Here is a 21,268-nt window from a genome sequence, read left to right as displayed (position 1 = left end):
TTTTTTATGTTGGTTTAATTGAGGGGAGGCGTCTTTAATTTTGCACTTGAAATAACAAACGCGATGACAAGCACAACTGCGGCAAATACATAGGGCATATTGATGTTGATATCAAATAAAATACCGCCAATAATTGGTCCTATTATGATACCTAGGCTAGTGTAAGCAGAGTTCATACCCGCAATATAACCCTGGTTTTTCCCAGCGATTTTTGATAAAAAGGATGTCACAGCAGGGCGTAAAATATCACCTGAGAAAAATACAATGCTCGTAATGACAATCATCGTCCAGTAACCGTCTATTAAAATCGAAATAAAGATAAAAATAGCGGAAGATAGTAAGGTGAGATTTATCAGCATTCGTTCGCCAATTACATTGACCAGCTTATCAAAGAATAAAATCTGAGCGACAACCCCAGCGATTGAGCCGACTGTAATAATGATTGAAATATCACGGACCGTAAAGCCAAGCTTTTCGTCAACGAATAAGCTAAACATCATTTCATAAACGGCAAGTCCAAAGGCTAGTACGAACACGACCAATAGTGGTGTGAAGTACTGTGGCTGAAAAGATTTTTTAAACTCCTGAATAAACGCTGGTCGTACAGCGGATGCTCGATTTTTTTGTAGCTGCTCTGTTGAAATAGAATCGTCTAATATAAGGAAAATAACAATGGCAGTAATCAATGATATGGCAGCAGCAAAGAAGAACGGTGCGCGTATCCCGAACTCTGCAATAAATCCACCAATTCCTGGTCCAATTATAAATCCTAAACTAATCGCAGCCGATTGGTAGCCTAACGCTTTTGCACGATTTGCTAGCGTCGTTTTATCGGCAATATACGTAACAACAGCTGGCATAATGAAGGCGGCACCTACACCGCCAAGTAGACGGCTGGCAAATAATAGCCATGTTTCATTTGAAAAGCCAAACAGTGCCTCTGAAAATGAAAATAACAAAAGACCGATGACCATCATTTTTTTACGGCCGATTGAATCGACCCATACACCTGTAAAAGGGGAAGCCAGAAACTGTGCAAAAGCCATCGCAGCGAACAAGTAACCGACAATGGCACCACTTAATCTTAAATCCTTCGCAATCGATGGCATAACTGGTGCGGCAAGTCCCATCCCCACAAAAGCAATAAATAAACTAGATAATGCAAGTGCAATAGACACTTTTTCTTTTCGATTCATAATTGATTTCCTCTATTTAATTGTCAAACAATTCACGGTCCTATTTGTTGGAGGATGAAATGGATGCATTCACTTTCTTCATTGTTTGTAATACATTTTGCAATTGTTCTAAATCGATGTCAGCGAAGTGCTTTGTCATAAATTCTTTATCTGCATCTTCGCTTAATGCCTGATAAGCGAGACCTTCCTTTGCTAATACGATGAAGAACTCGCGATGATTATTTGGGTTGGCCTCACGTTTGATAAAATTTCGAGCTTCGAGCTTCGATAATACTTGGCTTACAGCACTTTTAGAAATCGCGAATTTATGGGCAATTTCATTTGCTGTGATACGAGGATTGTCCTTCACAAAAAATAAAATTGTATCTTGCTGTGCTGTTAAATTGTAAGCATTGAACTTTTGAGCGTTTTTATTATATAAAAGATAATTTAAGTAATATTCACTAAAAACGACAATCAGTTCTTTAAACATTTTTTGATAATCTGAAATCATAGTATCCTCCTTTTTTTAGGTTAAGTAAACTTAACTAACGAAATGTATCTTATATGCTAACACATTTTATGTCAACAACTTTTTCATTTCACAAAGAACGTCAAAGTGGAAATAATCCAAATAAAAATGGTTCCGATCATCAAATACCGATGATTGGAACCATTTTTTCTTTTTTGCTAGTTATGTTTCAGCCAACCATGCAAAATATCCGATTTTCTTGCTTTATTGTTTTTTATTATGCTCACCCCATTGGCACATTTCTTGGATAAGTGGCCAGAGGGTTTGTCCTTTTTCAGTAAGGCTATATTCGACCTTTGGGGGAATTTGTGGATATTCCTCACGATGAACTAAGCCATCATTTTGCATTTCCTTTAAGGTAGTACTGAGTGTTTTATAGGTTATCTTTCCTAACATGCGCTGAAGTTCATTGTAGCGTACTGTTCCATTTTTTGATAAATGGTAAATAATTAGCAGTTTCCATTTACCGCTGATGATGGAGAGAGTGTAGCCAAAAAATGGCTCTTGGTTGTCAGCGATATTAACTTTGGATGTTTTCATAATGACACTATCCTCCTAGATAGTATGCGTCTAAAAAGTGCATACTTGTTTGTATAGATATACCGACTATATAATATATTTAGATTCAAGTAAAGCATGTTTCCAGCATACAACAAGGAAGTCAGTCCAGTTATGAAGAGTTTGTATGAACTGGGAAGTGTTAGAACAATTAGTGCAGATGAAATAAGCTAATATAAAAGAAAGATAAATTATTTTAGAGGTGAAATTATGAAGAAATTTGATATAGCTGTTTTATCAGTTGCTCCATTAAGACAAGGAGAAACAATGAAACATGGGATTGATTCTGCAGTGTCATTAGCTAAAGCTGTAGATAGAATGGGCTATAAACGGATTTGGTTTGCAGAGCATCATAATCACGACGCTTATGCAAGTGCAGCCACCGTATCAATTGTGCAACATATACTAGCAAATACGAAGGATATTCGTGTAGGTTCAGGAGGTGTTATGCTGCCAAATCACTCCCCATTAGTAGTAGCTGAGCAATTTGGAACACTTGAAACATTGTATCCAAATCGTGTAGATCTAGCACTTGGGCGTGCGCCAGGAACGGATCAAAAAACTGCCGATGTGATTCGTCGTTCGAATCATAATGGAGTGTTTTTCTTTGAACGAGAAGTACAAGATATTTTGCGTTTTGTAGGGGACGAGAATGTACAAGGAGAGGTTCGCGCTTATCCAGGTATTGGAACGAATGTACCAGTTTATGTATTAGGTTCCTCAACGGATTCAGCTAAAATTGCTGCAAAACTTGGTCTACCTTATGCATTTGGTGCTCAATTTACACCTCATGCAATGGAAGAAACGCTTGCTATTTATCGAGAAAATTTCCAACCGTCTGCTTATCTTCAAGAGCCTTATGTGATAGCTTGTATTAATGTGATTGCAGCAGATTCTATGGAAGAGGCAACTTTTATTTCTGCAAGTCACTTGCAGGTTTATATCGATATTTATACAAATAATTTAAGTCAGCTTATTCCACCAACTAAAAACTTCCTTGAATCGTTATCACAAGTTGAATTAGAAATTCTCCATCATCGACTAGGTTATACAATCATGGGTGATGCAGTAACAATTCGTAGGGATCTAATTGATTTCCAACAGACGTATCAAGTAGATGAAATCATTGCCATATCTAATATTTACGAATCGAAAAAGGAAATTCATTCTTATGAGATTTTAAAACAAGTAGTGGATGAGTTATTTGAATAAAAAATAGAGCACCTTTAGATTTTTCTCAATTAGTTGAAACTACTTTTCGAGAATTAAATGTAATAGAGACCAGGTACATGTTCATTTGCCATATCAGTACTACGAAGTTAATAACTCTCGCCCTCTAGATGAATAATCTTGGGGATGAGAGTTTTTTTGTCGTTTAAAGTATAAATGCGAATTTACAAGTAAAAATAAGCTATTAATAAAAGGACGTGGTTGGGAAGCAGGCTTTTAATTATTTCAACTACACTATCATTTAGGATAGTATATATCCAAAAAGTGCATACTTGTTTGTCTGTTCATACTTACTATATAATCAACTAGAACCCAAGTAAAAGAGGGTTTGGTTGGGAAAAATATACACATCCGGATTGCAATTTGTTTTTAAAGGGATGCTATATAAGTGTATGTTTTTCAACTAGAAAAAAACTTTAGGAGGACAAATAAATTATGTTATCACAACAATATCAAGACAACATAAACATATTACTAAACAAAATTGAAGAAGCTGAGGTGATTGTGGTAGGTGGTGCTGCTGGGATGTCTGAGGCTATCGGACACAGCTTTTATCATACGGATGAAAACTTTTTGAAGCATTTTGGGAAATTTGCAGATAAATATGTTATTAAAAATCTTTTTGAGGGCTTTTATTATCGTTTTTCTACAAGAGAAGAACGATGGGCTTTTCTTGCTACTGAAATCAAATTTTTACATGATGCCGAAGCCGGTCGCCCTTACCTTGATTTATTGCAACTCCTTCAAGGCAAAAACTATTTCATTGTTACAACGAATCAAGACGCACAGTTTTCCAAGACTTTCCCTGATGATAAGGTCTCCCCAATTCAAGGGGATATGCGTTATTTTCAATGTGGCTCCCGTTGCCATGATCAAGTTTATTTTAATAAAGAGCAAGTTGAGAATATGTATGCAAACATAGATGGAACTAGAATTCCAACAGAGTTAGTTCCAGTATGTCCAAAATGCGGGGAGGAAATGGAACCATGGGTGCGCTCTTATGTATTTTTGGAAGGAAGCTCTTACAGAAATGAATTAAGAAAATACAATGAATATCTTATCAATAACAAAGATAAAAAGATTCTTTTTCTGGAATTAGGCGTTGGAACAATGACCCCGATGTTTATTAAAGAGCCATTCTGGAATATGACTTACAGTTTTCCGGATGCCTACTACATTACAATAAATCCTAAAGATGCGGTAGTTCCTCAAGAGTTAAGTGAAAAAGGACTTGCCATTAAAGAAGATATTGCACGTGTCTTACAAGATGCTTTGAACGGGAAGGGAAAAGAGATTCGCTTATTGGATGAATACTGAGCAATCCAGCTTCGCATTATACGAATTCAATAAGCAAAATAGATTCAGCAACATTTTAGAGGAAGGCGGAGGTTCGTATGGAAGAGAAGTACCAGGAAGTTTTAAGCAAAATCAAGAAAGCTGACAGTATTGTAATCGGCGCAAGTAATGGCCTCGCCATTTCGGGAGGTATTAATATTTTTTCAGAGGATTCGTCTTTTCTGGAACATTTTGGTGGTTTTAGTGAAAAATATGGTTTTCGTAACATCCTGCAGGGAGCTTTTTATCCATATCCTTCTGAGGAAGAAAAGTGGGCATTTTTCAGCCGTATGTACGCCTACTTTTTAAACAACAAAGAAGCTAGTCCGGTTATGAAGAACCTTTATGAACTAGTGAAGGATAAAAATTATTTCGTAGTTACCTCTAATACAGATTCTCATTTTACGCTGGCAGGATTTCCAAAGGAATGTCTTTTCGAAATCGAGGGCAATAGTCGATATTTGCAATGTTCTCATGGTTGCCATAATCAAATTTACCAAGGCGACGAAATATTGAGCGAAATGGCCCGAAATCAAGAAAATGGAAAAGTTCCTTCAAACCTTATTCCTAAATGTCCAGAATGTGGTGGCCCAATGCAAGTTCATGTCGAAGTCGATCGGAATTTTCTAAGAGGTGAGTCATGGCTAGCCAGCTTTCAGGCTTATAAGGATTTTATCGAGAAAGCTCATGGTAAGAAATTAGTACTGCTTGAATTAGGCATAGGAGCAAGAAACCAATTGATTAAAGCCCCACTTATGGAGTTAACTAGCGTTGAGGAAAATGCGACCTACATTACTTTTAATAAAGGATTCGAGCTTTATATTCCAGATGTAATTGCTTCTAAATCCATTGGGGTCGACGGTGATATTGCAGAAGTGTTAGAGCATTTAGTGCAGCTAAAACAAGCCTGATTCACCTTAATAAAAACATAGTGGAGGGAATGAAAGATGTTTCTAGCAAATATTTTGAATGAACTAAACTGCCAACCAATTAAAAAGCATTATGAGCTATGGTATAAATTCATGGAGGAAAACATAGAGTTTTGGCTGCCGGATAGTGAATGGCATACGAAAGCCCATAGCGCTCGCGTGCTGCTTTTGTCTCTCGTTATCGGACATCAAAAAGGTCTTAGTGATGAGGAGTTAGAGAAATTAGGAATGGCGGCTATATTTCATGATTCCCGCCGGCTTGATGATGGTATTGATAAGGGGCATGGTAGTCGAGCGGCAGAGTATTACAAAGATTATTGCCGTGAGCACGATTTGCCCTATCATGAGCAAACCTACTACATTACCTATTATCATGACCAAGATGATTCGCTTGGTTTGTCAGAGATTGCAAAGTCGTCTTGCTTAAGTAAACGGGGCGTATTGCTGTATCAGATTTTCAAGGATGCTGATGCACTGGATCGTTTCCGTCTGGGTCCTGATGGTTTGGATGTGAATTTTCTTCGGACCGAAGAAGCACGTGGGCTTGTTGACTTTTCTAAAGACCTCTTACGTAAAAGTAGTGAAACGAATTCATAAAAAATAGAGAGTAAAAACTACTTATTATAAGCAATTCCGAGCAAATTTCATGAGCTTAGGAGGTTAGTGTAATGAACAAATATATAGATGATAGCTTCGCCCTACACACGGACTTGTACCAAATCAATATGGCAGAAGCTTATTGGGAAGACAATATCCATACCAAAAAAGCTGTATTTGAATTATATTTTCGGAAATTGCCGTTTGGAAATGGCTATGCAATTTTTGCTGGATTGGAACGAATTATTGATTACCTTCAAACATTTCATTTTTCTGAAAGCGATTTGGAGTATTTAATAGAACTTGGTTATCAAGAAGAATATATTGACTTTCTGCAAACAGTACGTTTTACAGGAACTGTTCGTGCCATGAAAGAAGGGGAAGTTGTATTTGGCAACGAACCAATTCTTCGTATCGAAGCACCGTTAATCGAAGCGCAACTCATTGAGACGGCTTTGTTAAATACCGTGAACTATCAAACACTCATCGCAACCAAAGCTTCTCGAATCAAACAAGTCGCAGGTGATCAACCTGTTTCAGAGTTTGGATCAAGACGCGCACATGAATTCGATGCCGCATTATGGGGGACAAGAGCTGCTTATATTGGTGGGTTCTCTAGCACAAGCAATGTTCGAGCAGGAAAACGATTTGGTCTGCCTGTTTCAGGAACACATGCTCATTCCTTTGTTCAAGCGTATCAAGATGAATACACCGCTTTCCATAAATATGCAAAAACTCATAAATATTGTGTCTTCTTAGTGGATACCTATGACACGCTAAAATCAGGTGTTCCTACGGCAATTAAAGTTGCCAAAGAGCTGGGAGAAAACATGAATTTTGTAGGCATTCGCTTAGATAGTGGAGATTTGGCTTACCTATCCAAAGAAGCAAGGAAATTATTAGATCAAGCAGGATTTGTTGACACTAAAATTTATGCTTCGAATGACCTTGATGAATATACCATTATGAGCTTACACGCACAAGGAGCGAAAATCGATGCATGGGGAGTTGGTACCAAAGCTATCACCGCCTACGATCAACCAGCTTTAGGTGCAGTGTACAAACTGGTCTCCATTGAAGATGACAACGGACAGATGATTGATACGATCAAAATTTCTGCGAGCCCTGAAAAAGTTACGACACCAGGCTTAAAAAAGGTATATCGTATTATCAATAATCTTACGAAAAAATCAGAAGGAGATTATATCGCCTTAGCAAACGAACAACCGGAAAAAGAAGCCAAACTTCATATGTTTCATCCTGTGCATACGTACATTGGAAATTTTGTCACCAATTTTACAGCCAAAGACTTGCACGAAGATATTTTCGCCAATGGCACACTTGTGTATGAGAGTCCGTCAGTCCAAGAGATTCAATCCTATGCCGGGCAACAACTAGGCCTTTTATGGGACGAATACAAACGTTCATTAAATCCAGCTGAATATCCTGTGGATCTAAGTCAGGCTTGTTGGGACAATAAAATGAAAAACATTGAGAAAGCAAAAAAACACACCCGAAATGCTGTCCCTGTATAAGGGAAAACATCTAGAAGAATTGTAATTTCAAAAACTTTAAGAAGTTTAGGAGTAGAAAAGGTCCATACTGTTGGGGTGACGACGGATATTTGTGACTTTTTAACAGTTGCAGGAGCAGACGCAGAAGGATTCAAAACAGTCATTCATAAACAAGGGTAGCAACATTTACTGACCTGGGAGAAACAATGGTAAACCATATGAAACGTCGCTTCCATACTCAAATTATTGAATAAATTTAAAATCTATTAGGACGGTGAAAAAACATGTTGGACTTGCTACAACGAATTAATGTATTAGCGAAAAAGCAGCGTGAAGAAGGGTTAACATATGCAGAAAAAGTCGAGCAACAAGTGCTTCGTGAAGATTATTTACGTGCTATACGCGGACAAGTTCTTCAAACTTTTTCAGGAATGAAGGTAGTGGATCCGAATTTAAATGATGTAACACCTGAAAAAGTTCGTAAATTAAAAACAAAAGATTAACAGTATTATAGAAAAAAGTGAGAAATCAAGGTGAAAGACTATTTAGTAAAAGGCATTGCTCAAAATAAACAAGTCCCCACCTCTGTTGCTGTAGGACTACCAGTAATTACGGACTTTACGATTAAAGCTGCTGGGTTTTATTATTCAGCTGATGTGAGCACAGAGGAAGAGACAATTTGTTTCATTAATGTTGTGTATTGAAATGAAAAATAATTATTAAATTTAAGAAATGAGGCTTTATTAAAATGAAGAAATTTAAAAAGACATCTATGCTTTCAATGACGGCGCTTATGATGAGCGCATTATTAGCTGCTTGCGGTAGCCCTCAGGAGAGCCAACCAGAGCAAAATACTTCTCAACAACAAGAACAGGAAATGAATATCCAACAAATCCGAAATGCTACAGTAACTGTAGAATATGGTGGGCAAAAGTTCTTGATTGATCCGATGTTTTCCAAAAAAGGCGAATTCGATCCTTTCCTTCCTGCCGAAAGAGATGATCGAAATCCAATCGTTGAATTACCAATGTCCGTGGATGAGATTCTTGATGGTGTAGATGCTGTCATCATTACTCATACACATGAGGATCACTTTGACCAAGCAGCAAAAGAACAGCTGCCTAAAGACATTAAGATGATTATGCAAGATGAAGAGGATGCTAAATTAGCCAAAGAATTAGGATTCACGAATATTGAAGTCATGGAAGAAGAAGTAGGTATAGACTTTAATGGAGTTGAACTTACTGAAGTTGATGGTCGTCACGGACATGGAGAAACCGCAAAGCTCATGGGAAATGTTATGGGGATTGTCTTCCAACACACGGATGAAAAAACATTGTATTTAGCTGGTGATACCGTCTGGTATGAAAAAGTACAAGAGATTATCGATACCTACAAACCAGAAGTTATTTTGCTAAACGGTGGTCAAAACCAATTTGTTGAAGATGGTCCTGTTGGTCCTCTTATTATGGGGAAAGAAGACATATATGAAGTATACAAGGCTGCTCCTGAAGCTGACATCATTGTTAGCCACATGGAAGCAGTTAACCATTGGGGATTATCCAGAGAAGAATTAAAGAACTTTATCAACGAAAAAGGAATCAAGTCTAATGTATTAGTGCCAGATGATGGTGAATCTTACTCATTTTAAGGAGAAAATTGATAAACGTGTAGTAAATTTTAGTCTAGAAAGAGACCCTTGACGGGTCTTTTTCTATTAAAAATAATAAATCTATTTTGTTATTAAACTACATTTTCATATCCTTTCTGTTCACAGCCAACTTGCGGCTTTCATAGCATACGTAGTTCCAATTCATTCAATTCTAGCTAACAGACAGGCCAGTGAAATTATGATCACCCACTAGAAGAAATTACAGTTAATGGCAGAAAAAGTTTATAGAAAGATAGGAGGAAAAACAAATGGAAAAAGCACCAAAAGACACACGTGTCGTTGTAGGAATGTCAGGAGGAGTTGATTCTTCTGTTGCTGCAATGCTTCTAAAAGAGCAAGGCTATGACGTAATTGGAATATTCATGAAAAACTGGGATGATACAGATGAATTTGGTGTTTGTACGGCTACAGAAGATTATGAGGACGTTATCCGCGTCTGCAATCAACTGGATATTCCCTATTATGCAGTGAATTTTGAAAAGCAGTATTGGGACAAGGTATTCACTTATTTCTTAGAAGAATATAAGACGGGAAGAACGCCAAATCCCGATGTGATATGCAATAAAGAAATCAAGTTCAATGCATTTTTAAATCATGCTATGGACCTTGGAGCGGATTATGTGGCTACAGGACATTATGCACGTGTGGTCAGAGAAAATGGAAAAGTTCACATGTTGAGAGGGAAAGACGAAAATAAGGATCAGACTTATTTCCTTAACCAATTAACAAAGGAACAGTTAAGTAAAGTGTTATTCCCAATAGGGGATATGGAAAAACCAAAAGTGAGGGAATTAGCTACCGCAGCTAACTTGGCGACTGCAAGTAAAAAAGACAGCACAGGTATTTGTTTTATTGGGGAACGAAATTTCAAAGAGTTCTTAAGTGGATATTTGCCTGCTCAAAAGGGGAATATGGAGACGTTCGATGGGAAATTGGTTGGGCAGCATGATGGATTAATGCACTATACAATCGGGCAGAGGCATGGATTGGGTATCGGAGGAGCCGGCGATCCTTGGTTTGTAATTGGAAAGGATATGGAAAGAAATGTGCTGTATGTCGAACAGGGCTTCCACCATGAAATGCTATATTCAGACAGCATCATCTCTGACAATGTAAGTTGGATTTCAAATGAAGGTATAGGTGATACATTTGAATGTACTGCAAAGTTCCGCTATCGCCAATTGGACAATAAAGTAACGGTAAAACGGTTGGATGATTCCAAAGTTAAAGTCATCTTCCACGAACCGATTCGTGCCATAACACCTGGACAAGCAGTTGTCTTCTATCAAGGAGAAGAATGCCTAGGTGGAGGAACGATTAATCAAGTGTATCGCGACAATGAACAATTAACATATGTAGGATAAAGTGGAGGGGTCATTGATGGCGGACATTTCAATATTACTTGCATTCAGTGCAGGTGTCTTAACTTTCATATCGCCTTGTGTATTTCCACTTTATCCTGCATTTTTATCGTATATTAATGGGATGAGTGTAGCAGAAATACAAACTGGTGAATTAAAAGGACAGCGCAAAGCAATTTTCATACATTTTTCTTTTTGTTAGGATTTTCAATAATCTATTTAGTGCTTGGTTTTGGAACAGCAGGATAATAGGAAAAGAGGATACAAAGATGAAGCATAAAGTAACGGTTTATACAACAACACTATGCCCTGTATGCCAAATGGTGAAGCAATTTTTAAATGACTCTGACATACCTTTTAAAGAGGTAAATGTGGATTTCCATCCAATTGCCATGATTAAACTAATTGGGAAAACGAAGAGACTTACGTTTCCACAAACAAATATGTATGGGGAATGGATTTCAGGATTTGATCCTGTACGGATGCTGTCAGCAATTAGTGTTGAAGGTGAAATATAAATATTTTATCATTCATTATCCCGTGCGTTTGGCATTTTTACAACTATGAAACATGAATAAAAAAACAGACAGAAATATTGTTTTTCTGTCTGTCTTACTATTAAAATGAATATGATTCCCCATCATCCGGCACCAAAACATTATCGGAAATACCTTTTTCTTGACTGAAGCTTTTCAATTCTTCTCTTGATAATGTCCAGTGATTGATAGCTTCCATATGGTTAGAAATAATTTTCGCGTTAGGGGCAGCCTTGTACACTTCATAGATATCTTCTTTCCCCATTACGAGCGAACCGCCTACTAGGAATTGATTGTCACCGCCAGCTACAACGATGATTTCTGGTTTATGTGTTTCAATCACTTCTTGAACACCTTCATACCAAACAGTATCTCCTGCTAGATATAAAGTTTTTTCACTTGGATGCTTGAAGACAACGCCACATACTTGACCGGCAAGTTCTAATACCGGGCCTCTTCCATGCTCGCCTTTTGTTTTAACTAATTGAACATCTTCAAAGAGCGTATCCTCTTGTAAAACCTCTATATTATTGAAACCAGCTTTTTGAATTACTGTCGCATCCTCCGCATTTTGAACAAATAATTTAATATCTTTCGGCAATGCTTCTATAGCGGCATCATCCCAATGGTCTAAATGCAGATGCGTGACGATTACCGCATCGACATTCATTAATTCCTCAATTGATGTAGGCAAATTAACCAATGGGTTGTTTTGGTCTTGTCTTAATGAATTAGGAAAAGGTGGGTAAGCACCTTTCTCTGCTAACATTGGATCTATTAAAAATTTTTTGTTTGCGTATTTAATAACGAGCGTAGCATTTCGAATTTGTTTAATATACATAATTACAACTCCTTTTCTTTGATTCGTATATAGTTTATACTATGGTCAATCAGCGATACATAGATAAAATCAAGTGTTTTTGCGGTTTGACTTGAGAAATGAAAGGAGTTGAATAAATGTTAGATAACACGGATATGCATATCATAGAAGAACTGTCTAAGAACAGTCGTATTACGATGAAAGAATTGGGCGAGAAAGTCCATTTAACTGGACAAGCTGCTTCTGCAAGGGTTGCGAAATTAGAGGATAACGGAGTGATTGAAGAGTACACAATTAAAGTTAATCAAGTTAAAATGGGCTATTTTATATATGCTTTTATTACGATTATCACACAAAGCACTTATCATCAACCCTATCTATCGTTTTTAAAAACTCAAGAAGCATACATAATTCATAACTATAAAATCAGTGGAGACGGTTGTTACATTCTCGAATGCAAATTTCCGTCTAATAAAGCACTGGATGAATTTCTAGAAGACTTAAACAAGCATGCAAATTATAAATTATCGATTGTCATCAATAAGTAGTGGGCAATAATAGAGTATGATTAGTTGTCAATGTTGACAATATACCGGAGAGGGTATATCATACAGCATGTCAGTAATTTTGTGATTAATAGGGAGGAGAATTCCATGGAATACAATGATCAAATGAAAAACAGAGTAAAGCGTATGGAAGGTCAACTTCGAGGGATCTTGAAAATGATGGAGGAAAACAAAGATTGTAAAGAAGTCATTACGCAGTTGTCAGCTGTTCGCTCAGCAGTAGACAGAACAATAGGTGTGATAGTGAGTTCAAACTTAGTTGAATGTGTTCAAGATGCCGGAGTAAATGGAGAAAAAACAGACGAAATGATTAAAGAAGCTGTCAACTTGCTTGTAAAAAGCAGATGAAACTTAAGGGTTGACATCTTTTTTTTCTTTCGTTAATATACCCATAGGGGTAATTATAAAAAGAAAAGGAGGAATAAAAATGAATGTTGATAAAGTATTAGATGCAAAAGGATTAGCATGCCCAATGCCGATCGTAAAAAGTAAAATGGCCATAAATGAACTTGAAGGGGGTCAATTACTAGAGGTGCACACAACAGATAAGGGAGCTAAAAACGACTTTCCAGCCTGGGCTAAATCCGGTGGGCACGAGCTTCTGAAACATGAGGAAGAAAATGATGTATTAAAGTTTTGGATTAAAAAGGGCTAATTCTATTTTTTTATATAAATTCATACCCATAGGGGTAAATAAACAATATCCATTAAGGTGGTAAAATATTTGGAATACGTTACTTACATCATTATTGTGCTTTTCTTGGTTTTCATTTTACAGCGCGCTCTACCGGCAAAAGGTGTGAGACAACTATCAACAGCAGATTTAAAGGAAGAGTTAAGTAACAAGGAAAAGCAATTTATTGATGTTCGAACACCCGGTGAATTTAATGGCAATCATATTAAAGGCTTTAAAAATATTCCTCTCCACCAACTCTCTCAGAAAGCGGAGAAGGAACTTTCAAAGGAAAAAGAAGTGATTATCATTTGCCAAAGTGGAATGAGGAGCCAAAAAGCCTGTAAGATGCTCAAAAAAATAGGCTTTACAAAAGTGACGAATGTAAAAGGCGGCATGAGCACCTGGAGAAAATAGAATAAGGGGGACTTACGATGAAAGAAATGACTGCAAAAGAAGTAGATTTTTTAATAAATGAAGGAAAGCTATTAAATATCATCGATGTGCGTGAAGTAGAGGAAGTTGCAGAAGGGAAAATTCCTGGAGCAATAAACATTCCATTAGGATTAGTCGAATTTCGTATGCATGAATTAGATAAGTCAAAAGAATATATCATGGTTTGTCGTTCAGGAGGAAGAAGTGGTCGTGCAACAGAATTCCTAGAAGACCAAGGTCATAATGTGATAAATATGCAAGGTGGCATGCTTTCTTGGGAAGGGGAAGTGGAATAAATTTTTTTGAAAGTTTTAATACCCATGTAGGTATAAGATAAATTAGGAGGAAAAATAAATGAATGAAAAAGTAGCAATTATCGCAAGCAATGGTGGATTATTTGATGCATACAAAGTGTTTAATATTGCAACTGCAGCTGCAGCAACGGATCAAGAAGTAGCTATTTTCTTCACATTCGAAGGTCTGAACTTAATCCACAAAGAGGCAAATCAGCAACTTCCGATGCCGGAAGGAAAAGAGCATTTTGCAGAAGGATTTACAAAAGCCAATGTTCCATCCATCCCAGAATTAGTTGCGATGGCTAAAGAAATGGGCGTTACATTCATTGGCTGTCAAATGACAATGGATGTTATGGGATTAGATAAAGAAGTCTTTATTGATGGAATCGAAGTAGGCGGGGCTGTTACATTTTTAGGGTTTGCTAAAGATGCGGATGTAACACTGACATTTTAATTTTTTTAAGAAAATAATATACCATAGGAGGTAAAGGTATGGATATAAATACAATGACTTCAAAAGAAGTAACACAAAAAGTATTTAACAAAGAAGAACTATTTATTTTAGATGTACGAAATACGAGTGATTTCGCAGACTGGAAAATCGAAGGTGAAAACTTTGATTATTTAAATGCTCCCTACTTTGAATTAATGGATGGGGTGGAAGGAATCTTGGATGAGATTCCTAGTGATAAAGATGTACTCGTTGTTTGTGCAAAAGGGCGTTCATCTATTATGGTTGCAGAAATGCTTGTAGAGGCGGGACTTTCTGTTTCTTCCTTAGAAGGTGGGATGAGTGCATGGAGTGAACATTTGGAACCAGTTAAAGTTGGGGATCTAAAAGAGGGTGGAGAGATTTATCAGTTTGTACGAATCGGTAAGGGATGTTTGTCTTACATGATCGTCTCCAACGGTGAGGCTGCCATTATTGATGCGGCAAGAATGACCAATGTCTATCTTGAATTTGCAGATCGTATTGGCGCAAAAATTACCTCTGTATTTGATACACATCTACATGCCGATCATATTTCTGGTGGAAGAAAACTTGCTGAAAAAACAAACGCAACATACTTGCTTCCACCAAAAGATGCTGTAGATGTAATCTTTGATTATGAACCACTAGAAGATGGAGATGTAGTGACAATTGGTAATGCTTCTATAAATATTCTTACCTTATATTCTCCAGGTCACACAATTGGATCGACATCATTTGTTGTGGACGAAAGGTTCTTACTATCAGGAGATATTTTATTTATTGATTCAATTGGAAGACCGGACCTTGCTGGGTTAGCGGAAGATTGGGTTGGAGATTTAAGAGAGAGTCTATACACGAGATACAGAGAATTATCTGGGGAACTAATGGTACTGCCAGCACACTTTATGATTATTGATGAATTAAATGCAGATGGTAGTGTATCTGAAAAGTTAAGTACGCTCTTTGAAACAAATCATGGACTAAACATTAAGGATGAAAATGAATTTAGAAAAATGGTGACTGAAAATTTACCGCCACAGCCAAATGCATATCAAGAAATTCGAGAGATGAATATGGGGAAAGTTACCTCTGATGAAGAAACGCAACGTGAAATGGAAATTGGACCAAATCGTTGTGCAGTTCGATAAAAAGGTTGAAGATGATTAAAAAGGGAGCCCATAGTAGGTTCCCTTATTAGGAGGAGGTTAAAATGGATATAAGCTTTATTGCTATCATCTTCTTCATCGGATTAATAGGCTCATTTATTTCGGGAATGTTAGGGATAGGTGGATCCATTATTAATTTCCCGATGTTGTTGTATATCCCTTCTGCACTTGGTATTGCCCAGTTTACAGCTCATGAAGTGGCAGGAATAACTGCAATCCAAGTGTTCTTTGCGACGATTGGCGGTGTCTATGCTTATCGAAAAGGTGAATTTTTAAATAAAAAATTAATTGCTTACATGGGTGTTAGTATTTTAATCGGTAGTTTTTTGGGGGGATTAGGCTCTACACACATGCCTGAAAGTGGCATCAATTTGGTATATGGAATTTTAGCGATAGTTGCAGCCGTCATGATGTTCATACCTAAAAAAGGAATTGATGATATACCCCTTGAACAAATAATATTTAACAAATGGCTTGCCGCATTACTTGCATTAATCGTTGGGATAGGGGCAGGTATTGTTGGTGCAGGAGGAGCATTCTTGTTAGTACCGATTATGCTTACCGTTTTAAAAATACCTACACGAATGACAATTGCCTCTTCCTTGGCTATCACACTTATTTCATCGATTGGTGCGATCTCTGGGAAGGTGTCAACGGGGCAAGTGGAATTCTTACCATCACTTATCATGGTGGTTGCTAGCTTAATTGCCGCACCGCTTGGGGCGATGGTTGGAAAAAAGGTAAATACAAAAGTGTTACAGGTGATTTTAGCTTTCTTAATATTTGTAACGGCAGTGAAGATTTGGTTAGATATATTAATTACGAACAATTAATAAGTTCCATTCATAGAGAAAGCAATACTATACGAAAAAAACGATAGGGGGTATAAATTTGGAAGAAAAAAAGCTGCAAACCTATGAAAATCACATACGACTTCACCCTTTACAACATTTTATATTCATGCCGATTGGTGCAATTACATTATTGGTGGCGATTGTCTTTACAATTACGAGCATCGTGAAAGGTGATTTTTCTTTCATTACATTTTTAATAATGGCTTTAGTTATCATGAGTATTATTGCAGGACTACTCTCAAGGATGAATGCGTTAAAAGTTCAAGATCGGACGATTCGAGTGGAGGAACAATTGCGCTATTTTATGTTAACAGGATCACCAATCGACTCTAATATTACGATGCCGCAACTGATTGCCTTGCGCTTTGCTTCAGATGTTGAGTTTCCTGGTATTGCTTCAAAAGCTGCATTAACTGGCATGACACCTGATGAAATAAAAAAAGAAATTCAGCAATGGCGAAAAGACGAGCACCGGGTCTAAAATAGGTGCTATGGTGTGGATTGTTTGCGCAATCCTTTTGACGCTAGTTGGGATGTTGGAGGTGAAATATATATGGAACGGATTAAATCGGTAGAAGCGTGGCGGAGTTTATTGGGAAAGTCAAAAGAACAGCCTTTTCTTCTGTTTAAATTCAGTATGACCTGCCAAAGTAGCCTATCAGCCATGAAAGAATTACAAGCGCTTGATACAGAACTTCCTAAATACATCGTCATTGTACAGGAGGATAGGCTTGTTTCCAATACAATTGAAAAAGATCTAGGTGTGAAGCATGAATCACCTCAACTCCTAATCTTAAAAGGTGAAAAAGGAATTTGGCAAGCTACTCATTACAAAATAAAGAAGTCCCTAGTAAACGAGGCAATTAATACGCATGTTTGATTACTGGTGACTGGTATCCAAAAATAAACCCTATGAAAATGAAAGGAGAAGATATGATTACATTAACATCACTCACCTCGGTAGAAAAGTTTATCGAGGATTATCAGTTTAGTTTTTTATATGTATCACGAACTAATTGCGGCGTATGTCATGCTATATTGCCTCAAGTGAAGGATTTACTGACAGAGTTTCCACTCATTCAGCTGGGACATATCAACGCAGATGATGTCGAAGAAATAGCTGGACGTCTTTCGATATTTACGGTACCTGCACTACTTTTATTTGTAGACGGTAAAGAAGTGATAAGGAAAGCACGATTTGTTCAAATGCAATCTTTGCATGACAAGATAAGCAAAATTTATCATATGTTGGTGACGGAATAAAAGTGAATTTGGTTTACTGCTCGCTGCAAATCATTCACCAGATTCTTGAATAATTTGTTGTATTTGGTGATTGGAAAAGATACCGGTATTTAGAGAGCTGAATAATCTGCACAAAAAAGGAACAGGCTCATTTTTGGCCTGTTCCTTTAATAATGCATTTATTAATTTCGGACTAGATAATCAAATGCCCCTAAAGCAGCGGTTGCACCTGAACCCATCGAAATAATAATCTGTTTATAAGCGCTGTCCGTGCAGTCTCCTGCGGCAAATACGCCAGGTACGTTCGTTGCGCCACGTTTATCGACAACAATTTCGCCAAATTTCGTGCGTTCAACGGCGTCGCCTAGCCATTCTGTACTCGGCACAAGACCGATTTGAACAAATACGCCAGCTAGTTCGATATGCTGTTCTTCACCTGATTCACGCTCAATGTAAGTAATACCGTTTACGTTATCAGTACCGGTAATTTCCTTCGATTGAACATTTTTCAGGACCGTAACATTCGGCAAGCTATAAAGACGCTCTTGTAAAACAGAATCGGCTTTCAACTCCGGCATAAATTCAAGAACGGTTACATGGTTTACGATTCCAGCAAGATCAATCGCTGCCTCTATTCCAGAATTACCACCGCCAATAACCGCCACATCTTTACCTGCAAATAACGGACCGTCACAATGTGGGCAGTAAGCGACACCTTTGTTTTTAAACTCAGCCTCGCCAGGTACTCCAACATTGCGCCAACGCGCTCCTGTAGATAGGATAACGGTTTTACTCTTTAGAATAGCACCGTTCTCCAGTTCAATTTCAACTAAATCTTTCTTTTCCAAGCGTTTCGCGCGCTGTAAGTTCATCACATCGACATTGTACTCTTTTACGTGTTCCTCAAGGCTTGAAGCAAGTTTAGGGCCTTCAGTACGATTAACACTAATGAAGTTTTCAATAGAAGCTGTATCTAAAATCTGCCCACCGAAACGATCGGCAACAATCCCTGTACGAATCCCTTTACGTGCCGCATAAATTGCTGCACTTGCACCCGCTGGTCCAGCACCAATAACGAGTACATCATACGGATCTTTATCAGCGAATTCTGATGCATCTGGTCCGCTTCCTAGCTTGGCTAGTATTTCTTCAATGGTCATACGACCGCTAGAGAATGATTCTCCATTTAGTAATACAGTTGGAACAGCCATGATGTTTTTGCTTTCCACTTCATCTTTAAACGCTGCACCATCAATCATCGTATGTGTAATGTTAGAGTTTAACACGCTCATTAGGTTAAGTGCTTGTACAACTTCTGGACAGTTTTGACAGCTTAAACTAATATACGATTCGAAGTGGTACTCACCTTCAAGTTTTTTCACTTGTTCGATTACTTTTTGCTCTACTTTAGGAGCTCTGCCACTCACTTGCAATAAAGCAAGAACGAATGAAGTGAATTCATGTCCAAGTGGAATACCAGCAAAAGTAAGGCCAGTATCTTCACCAATACGATTGATACTAAAGCTCGGTGTTCTTTCTAAATTCACCATTTCTACTTGAATGCGAGATGACATGGTGGCTAATTCATCTACTAGCGCTGTCATTTCACGCGAAACTTTATCTTCTCCAGCGCTAACTTTAAGTAGCACATCGCCCTCCATCAATTCAAGATATTGGGCTAATTGTGCTTTTATATCTGCGTCTAACATGATCCTATCTACTCCTTATATTTTCCCAACAAGGTCAAGGCTTGGTTTAAGTGTTTCTTCGCCTTCTTTCCATTTTGCTGGGCAAACTTCACCTGGGTTGTTGCGTACATATTGTGCCGCTTTAATTTTGTCAACGAGAATACTTGCGTCTCGACCAATGCCATCCGCATTGATTTCAACTGCTTGAACGATGCCGTCTGGATCAATAATGAATGTACCGCGTTGTGCAAGTCCTGCTTCTTCGTCAAGTACATCAAAGTTACGTGAAATAGTTTGTGCAGGGTCACCGATCATGACATATTCCAGTTTGCTAATCACATCTGAATGATCATGCCATGCTTTATGCGTAAAATGTGTGTCCGTTGAAACAGAATATACTTCAACGCCAAGTTCTTTTAGTGTTGCGTATTGATCTTGAAGATCTCCAAGTTCAGTAGGGCAAACGAATGTAAAATCTGCTGGGTAAAAGCAAACTACACTCCATTGACCTTTTAGGTTTTCTTGAGAAACCTCGATAAACTCGCCGTTACCGCTATTGAAAGCCGAAGCTTTGAATGGTAATATTTCTTTTCCTATTAAAGACATAATAAATATTCCTCCTAATGTGTTTTTTGTACATAGTTAGTTTAGGTTATATAGTCCATTCCTAAACGGCAGTAATAATTAATATATATTCATCATTACTTATACAATAATAATTCTAATTACATAATTATTATCGTATATGTAATATTGTTTGTCAATAATATTACTTTAATTTTTCACTATGTCTGTCATTCAATATCAATACTGGCAGGTCCTGTATTCATGAACTACTTAATTATACCTATCTTATATTTACAGAAAATAGGTTAATTTTATTTTATTGTAATCTTCAAATTCTCAATTAGCGTACCAAATCGAGAAAATATAGAATATTCCGATATTAGCGTGGCTTTACTTTAGAAAAGAAGCTGATGTAAAGTTTTAGTCGGTTTCTTTTTATTACAAGTTGTTGGTAAATAACAATTAAGAAATTGATTGCATTTTGTTTCAAATAGTGAAAGGCCACCTAAAATGATGTCAGAGTAGAGGTGATTTGGATGAGTAAATATGAAGTTTCAACATTAAAAAAGGGGCTTCAAATTTTAGAATTATTGCATGAGGAACAATTTCTAACTTTGACAGAAATCACAAAGGCACTGGATATAAAGAAAACAACTGCTTTCCGGTTGCTAAGCACGCTGGAAAATATGAATGATATAAAAAAAAGATACGTATTTTACAAGGAATGAGGAAAAATTCCAAACAACCGGAAGAAAAAGATCACTGGACTACATTACGTACACCTTACCAATTGGGAGTAAGTGTGGCAGAAGGTGTATATATTGGGGTGTTGGAGCAAATGATTAAACCTTCCTTTATAGAACCATATCAACTCGAAATAGGAGATCGTTCCCCTTCCTATATTAGTGCGCTTGGTAAAGTGATATTGGCGAACTTAAAGCTTACTGAACAGCAAGAAGCTTTTGCGTCATTGTTTTATTACAAATTGACCCAGCTATCCAAAAATAGTTAGGACAATTTTCTACTTTCTGAAAAGGAAGAAGGACAGAA

29 protein-coding genes and 1 pseudogene are annotated in these 21,268 nt (G+C 37.3%); 24 read left to right on the top strand and 6 right to left on the bottom strand.

Annotation, left to right across the window (positions count from 1 at the left end):
* Positions 1-14: 14 nt before the first annotated feature.
* The 3 genes from AC1DFT_RS06450 to AC1DFT_RS06440 form a co-directional block, all read right to left on the bottom strand.
* The gene (locus tag AC1DFT_RS06450; protein ID WP_477918370.1) at positions 15-1,196 is read right to left on the bottom strand and encodes an MFS transporter; all 1,182 of its coding nucleotides are present in this window, start codon (positions 1,194-1,196) and stop codon (positions 15-17) included.
* A 40-nt stretch (positions 1,197-1,236) separates the two neighbouring features.
* Positions 1,237-1,689 (bottom strand): MarR family winged helix-turn-helix transcriptional regulator, encoded by a 453-nt coding sequence (locus tag AC1DFT_RS06445; protein ID WP_477918369.1) that lies wholly within the window; start codon positions 1,687-1,689, stop codon positions 1,237-1,239.
* Positions 1,690-1,911: 222 nt separating this feature from the next.
* A complete protein-coding gene (locus AC1DFT_RS06440; RefSeq protein WP_477918368.1) occupies positions 1,912-2,247 on the bottom strand; it encodes a winged helix-turn-helix transcriptional regulator in 336 nt (111 codons plus the stop codon).
* Positions 2,248-2,475: 228 nt separating this feature from the next.
* On the opposite strand from AC1DFT_RS06440, the gene AC1DFT_RS06435 reads away from it, so the two are divergent.
* From AC1DFT_RS06435 to AC1DFT_RS06385, 11 genes and pseudogenes are all read left to right on the top strand, one after another.
* Complete coding sequence (locus AC1DFT_RS06435) at positions 2,476-3,477, top strand: LLM class flavin-dependent oxidoreductase (RefSeq protein WP_477918367.1); 1,002 nt, start codon at positions 2,476-2,478, stop codon at positions 3,475-3,477.
* Between the two features lie 453 nt (positions 3,478-3,930).
* Positions 3,931-4,812: an SIR2 family NAD-dependent protein deacylase gene (locus AC1DFT_RS06430; RefSeq protein WP_477918366.1), complete on the top strand. Its 882-nt coding sequence runs from the start codon at positions 3,931-3,933 to the stop codon at positions 4,810-4,812.
* Positions 4,813-4,889: 77 nt separating this feature from the next.
* Entirely contained in the window at positions 4,890-5,741 is an 852-nt protein-coding gene (locus AC1DFT_RS06425; RefSeq protein WP_477918365.1) for an SIR2 family NAD-dependent protein deacylase, read from the top strand.
* Between the two features lie 36 nt (positions 5,742-5,777).
* Positions 5,778-6,356 carry an HD domain-containing protein gene (locus tag AC1DFT_RS06420; RefSeq protein ID WP_477918364.1) on the top strand — a complete coding sequence of 193 codons (579 nt, stop codon included), beginning with the start codon at positions 5,778-5,780 and terminating at the stop codon, positions 6,354-6,356.
* Positions 6,357-6,427: 71 nt separating this feature from the next.
* Entirely contained in the window at positions 6,428-7,891 is a 1,464-nt protein-coding gene (locus AC1DFT_RS06415) for a nicotinate phosphoribosyltransferase (RefSeq protein WP_477918363.1), read from the top strand.
* Positions 7,892-8,154: 263 nt separating this feature from the next.
* The gene (locus AC1DFT_RS06410) at positions 8,155-8,373 is read left to right on the top strand and encodes a DUF896 domain-containing protein (protein ID WP_477918362.1); all 219 of its coding nucleotides are present in this window, start codon (positions 8,155-8,157) and stop codon (positions 8,371-8,373) included.
* 30 nt (positions 8,374-8,403) lie between these two features.
* Positions 8,404-8,574, top strand: a complete 171-nt coding sequence (locus AC1DFT_RS06405; protein ID WP_477918361.1) for a hypothetical protein — start codon at positions 8,404-8,406, stop codon at positions 8,572-8,574.
* A gap of 173 nt (positions 8,575-8,747) precedes the next feature.
* On the top strand, positions 8,748-9,521 hold the full coding sequence (locus tag AC1DFT_RS06400) for an MBL fold metallo-hydrolase (protein ID WP_477918457.1): 774 nt from the start codon (positions 8,748-8,750) through the stop codon (positions 9,519-9,521).
* Positions 9,522-9,790: 269 nt separating this feature from the next.
* A complete protein-coding gene (gene mnmA / locus AC1DFT_RS06395) occupies positions 9,791-10,906 on the top strand; it encodes a tRNA 2-thiouridine(34) synthase MnmA (protein WP_477918360.1) in 1,116 nt (371 codons plus the stop codon).
* Positions 10,907-10,922: 16 nt separating this feature from the next.
* Positions 10,923-11,146: pseudogene (locus AC1DFT_RS06390) on the top strand (cytochrome c biogenesis CcdA family protein); the annotation flags it as partial.
* A gap of 26 nt (positions 11,147-11,172) precedes the next feature.
* Positions 11,173-11,421 carry a glutaredoxin family protein gene (locus AC1DFT_RS06385; RefSeq protein WP_477918359.1) on the top strand — a complete coding sequence of 83 codons (249 nt, stop codon included), beginning with the start codon at positions 11,173-11,175 and terminating at the stop codon, positions 11,419-11,421.
* 100 nt (positions 11,422-11,521) lie between these two features.
* Here AC1DFT_RS06385 and AC1DFT_RS06380 read toward each other — a convergent pair whose 3' ends face one another.
* Complete coding sequence (locus tag AC1DFT_RS06380) at positions 11,522-12,280, bottom strand: MBL fold metallo-hydrolase (protein ID WP_477918358.1); 759 nt, start codon at positions 12,278-12,280, stop codon at positions 11,522-11,524.
* A gap of 116 nt (positions 12,281-12,396) precedes the next feature.
* On the opposite strand from AC1DFT_RS06380, the gene AC1DFT_RS06375 reads away from it, so the two are divergent.
* The 11 genes from AC1DFT_RS06375 to AC1DFT_RS06325 all read left to right on the top strand — a co-directional run bounded on the left by AC1DFT_RS06375 (position 12,397) and on the right by AC1DFT_RS06325 (position 17,984).
* Positions 12,397-12,807 (top strand): Lrp/AsnC family transcriptional regulator, encoded by a 411-nt coding sequence (locus AC1DFT_RS06375; RefSeq protein ID WP_477918357.1) that lies wholly within the window; start codon positions 12,397-12,399, stop codon positions 12,805-12,807.
* A 105-nt stretch (positions 12,808-12,912) separates the two neighbouring features.
* On the top strand, positions 12,913-13,173 hold the full coding sequence (locus tag AC1DFT_RS06370; RefSeq protein ID WP_340779741.1) for a metal-sensitive transcriptional regulator: 261 nt from the start codon (positions 12,913-12,915) through the stop codon (positions 13,171-13,173).
* Positions 13,174-13,252: 79 nt separating this feature from the next.
* On the top strand, positions 13,253-13,480 hold the full coding sequence (locus AC1DFT_RS06365) for a sulfurtransferase TusA family protein (protein ID WP_477918356.1): 228 nt from the start codon (positions 13,253-13,255) through the stop codon (positions 13,478-13,480).
* 69 nt (positions 13,481-13,549) lie between these two features.
* On the top strand, positions 13,550-13,915 hold the full coding sequence (locus AC1DFT_RS06360; RefSeq protein ID WP_477918355.1) for a rhodanese-like domain-containing protein: 366 nt from the start codon (positions 13,550-13,552) through the stop codon (positions 13,913-13,915).
* 17 nt (positions 13,916-13,932) lie between these two features.
* Positions 13,933-14,229: a rhodanese-like domain-containing protein gene (locus tag AC1DFT_RS06355; RefSeq protein WP_477918354.1), complete on the top strand. Its 297-nt coding sequence runs from the start codon at positions 13,933-13,935 to the stop codon at positions 14,227-14,229.
* Between the two features lie 58 nt (positions 14,230-14,287).
* Complete coding sequence (locus AC1DFT_RS06350; protein WP_477918353.1) at positions 14,288-14,683, top strand: DsrE/DsrF/DrsH-like family protein; 396 nt, start codon at positions 14,288-14,290, stop codon at positions 14,681-14,683.
* 38 nt (positions 14,684-14,721) lie between these two features.
* On the top strand, positions 14,722-15,849 hold the full coding sequence (locus tag AC1DFT_RS06345; protein ID WP_477918352.1) for an MBL fold metallo-hydrolase: 1,128 nt from the start codon (positions 14,722-14,724) through the stop codon (positions 15,847-15,849).
* 62 nt (positions 15,850-15,911) lie between these two features.
* Complete coding sequence (locus AC1DFT_RS06340) at positions 15,912-16,700, top strand: sulfite exporter TauE/SafE family protein (protein WP_477918351.1); 789 nt, start codon at positions 15,912-15,914, stop codon at positions 16,698-16,700.
* A 58-nt stretch (positions 16,701-16,758) separates the two neighbouring features.
* Entirely contained in the window at positions 16,759-17,202 is a 444-nt protein-coding gene (locus AC1DFT_RS06335; RefSeq protein WP_477918350.1) for a DUF6526 family protein, read from the top strand.
* A gap of 72 nt (positions 17,203-17,274) precedes the next feature.
* Positions 17,275-17,601, top strand: coding sequence for a bacillithiol system redox-active protein YtxJ (ytxJ, locus tag AC1DFT_RS06330; protein ID WP_477918349.1), 327 nt, complete (start codon positions 17,275-17,277; stop codon positions 17,599-17,601).
* Between the two features lie 53 nt (positions 17,602-17,654).
* Positions 17,655-17,984 (top strand): thioredoxin family protein, encoded by a 330-nt coding sequence (locus AC1DFT_RS06325; protein WP_477918348.1) that lies wholly within the window; start codon positions 17,655-17,657, stop codon positions 17,982-17,984.
* A 161-nt stretch (positions 17,985-18,145) separates the two neighbouring features.
* Here AC1DFT_RS06325 and ahpF read toward each other — a convergent pair whose 3' ends face one another.
* Entirely contained in the window at positions 18,146-19,675 is a 1,530-nt protein-coding gene (gene ahpF / locus AC1DFT_RS06320) for an alkyl hydroperoxide reductase subunit F (RefSeq protein WP_477918456.1), read from the bottom strand.
* A 12-nt stretch (positions 19,676-19,687) separates the two neighbouring features.
* Positions 19,688-20,257 carry an alkyl hydroperoxide reductase subunit C gene (gene ahpC, locus AC1DFT_RS06315; RefSeq protein WP_477918347.1) on the bottom strand — a complete coding sequence of 190 codons (570 nt, stop codon included), beginning with the start codon at positions 20,255-20,257 and terminating at the stop codon, positions 19,688-19,690.
* 497 nt (positions 20,258-20,754) lie between these two features.
* Here ahpC and AC1DFT_RS06310 point away from each other — a divergent pair, with 497 nt between their 5' ends.
* Together AC1DFT_RS06310 and AC1DFT_RS06305 are read left to right on the top strand one after the other, a co-directional pair.
* Positions 20,755-20,946 (top strand): helix-turn-helix domain-containing protein, encoded by a 192-nt coding sequence (locus AC1DFT_RS06310; RefSeq protein WP_477918346.1) that lies wholly within the window; start codon positions 20,755-20,757, stop codon positions 20,944-20,946.
* Positions 20,943-21,230 (top strand): IclR family transcriptional regulator domain-containing protein, encoded by a 288-nt coding sequence (locus tag AC1DFT_RS06305; RefSeq protein WP_477918345.1) that lies wholly within the window; start codon positions 20,943-20,945, stop codon positions 21,228-21,230. Before AC1DFT_RS06310 ends, AC1DFT_RS06305 begins: the two co-directional genes overlap by 4 nt.
* The last annotated feature ends 38 nt before the right edge of the window (positions 21,231-21,268 follow it).

It is taken from the genome of Psychrobacillus sp. 05T411 (assembly GCF_056396485.1).
The sequence above is the reverse complement of the archived record's forward strand: the minus strand, read 5'-3'. Positions and strand labels throughout refer to the sequence as shown.

What these genes read in the sequence shown, in the direction of transcription:
- AC1DFT_RS06370 (WP_340779741.1), top strand. Translation starts at nt 12,913, where the DNA reads ATGGAATACAATGATCAAATGAAAAACAGAGTAAAGCGTATGGAAGGT.
- AC1DFT_RS06420 (WP_477918364.1), top strand. Translation starts at nt 5,778, where the DNA reads ATGTTTCTAGCAAATATTTTGAATGAACTAAACTGCCAACCAATTAAA.
- AC1DFT_RS06410 (WP_477918362.1), top strand. Translation starts at nt 8,155, where the DNA reads ATGTTGGACTTGCTACAACGAATTAATGTATTAGCGAAAAAGCAGCGT.
- ahpC (WP_477918347.1), bottom strand. Translation starts at nt 20,257, where the DNA reads ATGTCTTTAATAGGAAAAGAAATATTACCATTCAAAGCTTCGGCTTTC.
- AC1DFT_RS06350 (WP_477918353.1), top strand. Translation starts at nt 14,288, where the DNA reads ATGAATGAAAAAGTAGCAATTATCGCAAGCAATGGTGGATTATTTGAT.
- AC1DFT_RS06310 (WP_477918346.1), top strand. Translation starts at nt 20,755, where the DNA reads ATGAGTAAATATGAAGTTTCAACATTAAAAAAGGGGCTTCAAATTTTA.
- AC1DFT_RS06305 (WP_477918345.1), top strand. Translation starts at nt 20,943, where the DNA reads ATGAGGAAAAATTCCAAACAACCGGAAGAAAAAGATCACTGGACTACA.
- AC1DFT_RS06435 (WP_477918367.1), top strand. Translation starts at nt 2,476, where the DNA reads ATGAAGAAATTTGATATAGCTGTTTTATCAGTTGCTCCATTAAGACAA.
- AC1DFT_RS06425 (WP_477918365.1), top strand. Translation starts at nt 4,890, where the DNA reads ATGGAAGAGAAGTACCAGGAAGTTTTAAGCAAAATCAAGAAAGCTGAC.
- AC1DFT_RS06365 (WP_477918356.1), top strand. Translation starts at nt 13,253, where the DNA reads ATGAATGTTGATAAAGTATTAGATGCAAAAGGATTAGCATGCCCAATG.
- AC1DFT_RS06450 (WP_477918370.1), bottom strand. Translation starts at nt 1,196, where the DNA reads ATGAATCGAAAAGAAAAAGTGTCTATTGCACTTGCATTATCTAGTTTA.
- AC1DFT_RS06380 (WP_477918358.1), bottom strand. Translation starts at nt 12,280, where the DNA reads ATGTATATTAAACAAATTCGAAATGCTACGCTCGTTATTAAATACGCA.
- AC1DFT_RS06355 (WP_477918354.1), top strand. Translation starts at nt 13,933, where the DNA reads ATGAAAGAAATGACTGCAAAAGAAGTAGATTTTTTAATAAATGAAGGA.
- AC1DFT_RS06430 (WP_477918366.1), top strand. Translation starts at nt 3,931, where the DNA reads ATGTTATCACAACAATATCAAGACAACATAAACATATTACTAAACAAA.
- AC1DFT_RS06400 (WP_477918457.1), top strand. Translation starts at nt 8,748, where the DNA reads ATGAATATCCAACAAATCCGAAATGCTACAGTAACTGTAGAATATGGT.
- AC1DFT_RS06415 (WP_477918363.1), top strand. Translation starts at nt 6,428, where the DNA reads ATGAACAAATATATAGATGATAGCTTCGCCCTACACACGGACTTGTAC.
- AC1DFT_RS06325 (WP_477918348.1), top strand. Translation starts at nt 17,655, where the DNA reads ATGATTACATTAACATCACTCACCTCGGTAGAAAAGTTTATCGAGGAT.
- AC1DFT_RS06375 (WP_477918357.1), top strand. Translation starts at nt 12,397, where the DNA reads ATGTTAGATAACACGGATATGCATATCATAGAAGAACTGTCTAAGAAC.
- AC1DFT_RS06340 (WP_477918351.1), top strand. Translation starts at nt 15,912, where the DNA reads ATGGATATAAGCTTTATTGCTATCATCTTCTTCATCGGATTAATAGGC.
- AC1DFT_RS06385 (WP_477918359.1), top strand. Translation starts at nt 11,173, where the DNA reads ATGAAGCATAAAGTAACGGTTTATACAACAACACTATGCCCTGTATGC.
- mnmA (WP_477918360.1), top strand. Translation starts at nt 9,791, where the DNA reads ATGGAAAAAGCACCAAAAGACACACGTGTCGTTGTAGGAATGTCAGGA.
- AC1DFT_RS06440 (WP_477918368.1), bottom strand. Translation starts at nt 2,247, where the DNA reads ATGAAAACATCCAAAGTTAATATCGCTGACAACCAAGAGCCATTTTTT.
- AC1DFT_RS06445 (WP_477918369.1), bottom strand. Translation starts at nt 1,689, where the DNA reads ATGATTTCAGATTATCAAAAAATGTTTAAAGAACTGATTGTCGTTTTT.
- AC1DFT_RS06345 (WP_477918352.1), top strand. Translation starts at nt 14,722, where the DNA reads ATGGATATAAATACAATGACTTCAAAAGAAGTAACACAAAAAGTATTT.
- ytxJ (WP_477918349.1), top strand. Translation starts at nt 17,275, where the DNA reads ATGGAACGGATTAAATCGGTAGAAGCGTGGCGGAGTTTATTGGGAAAG.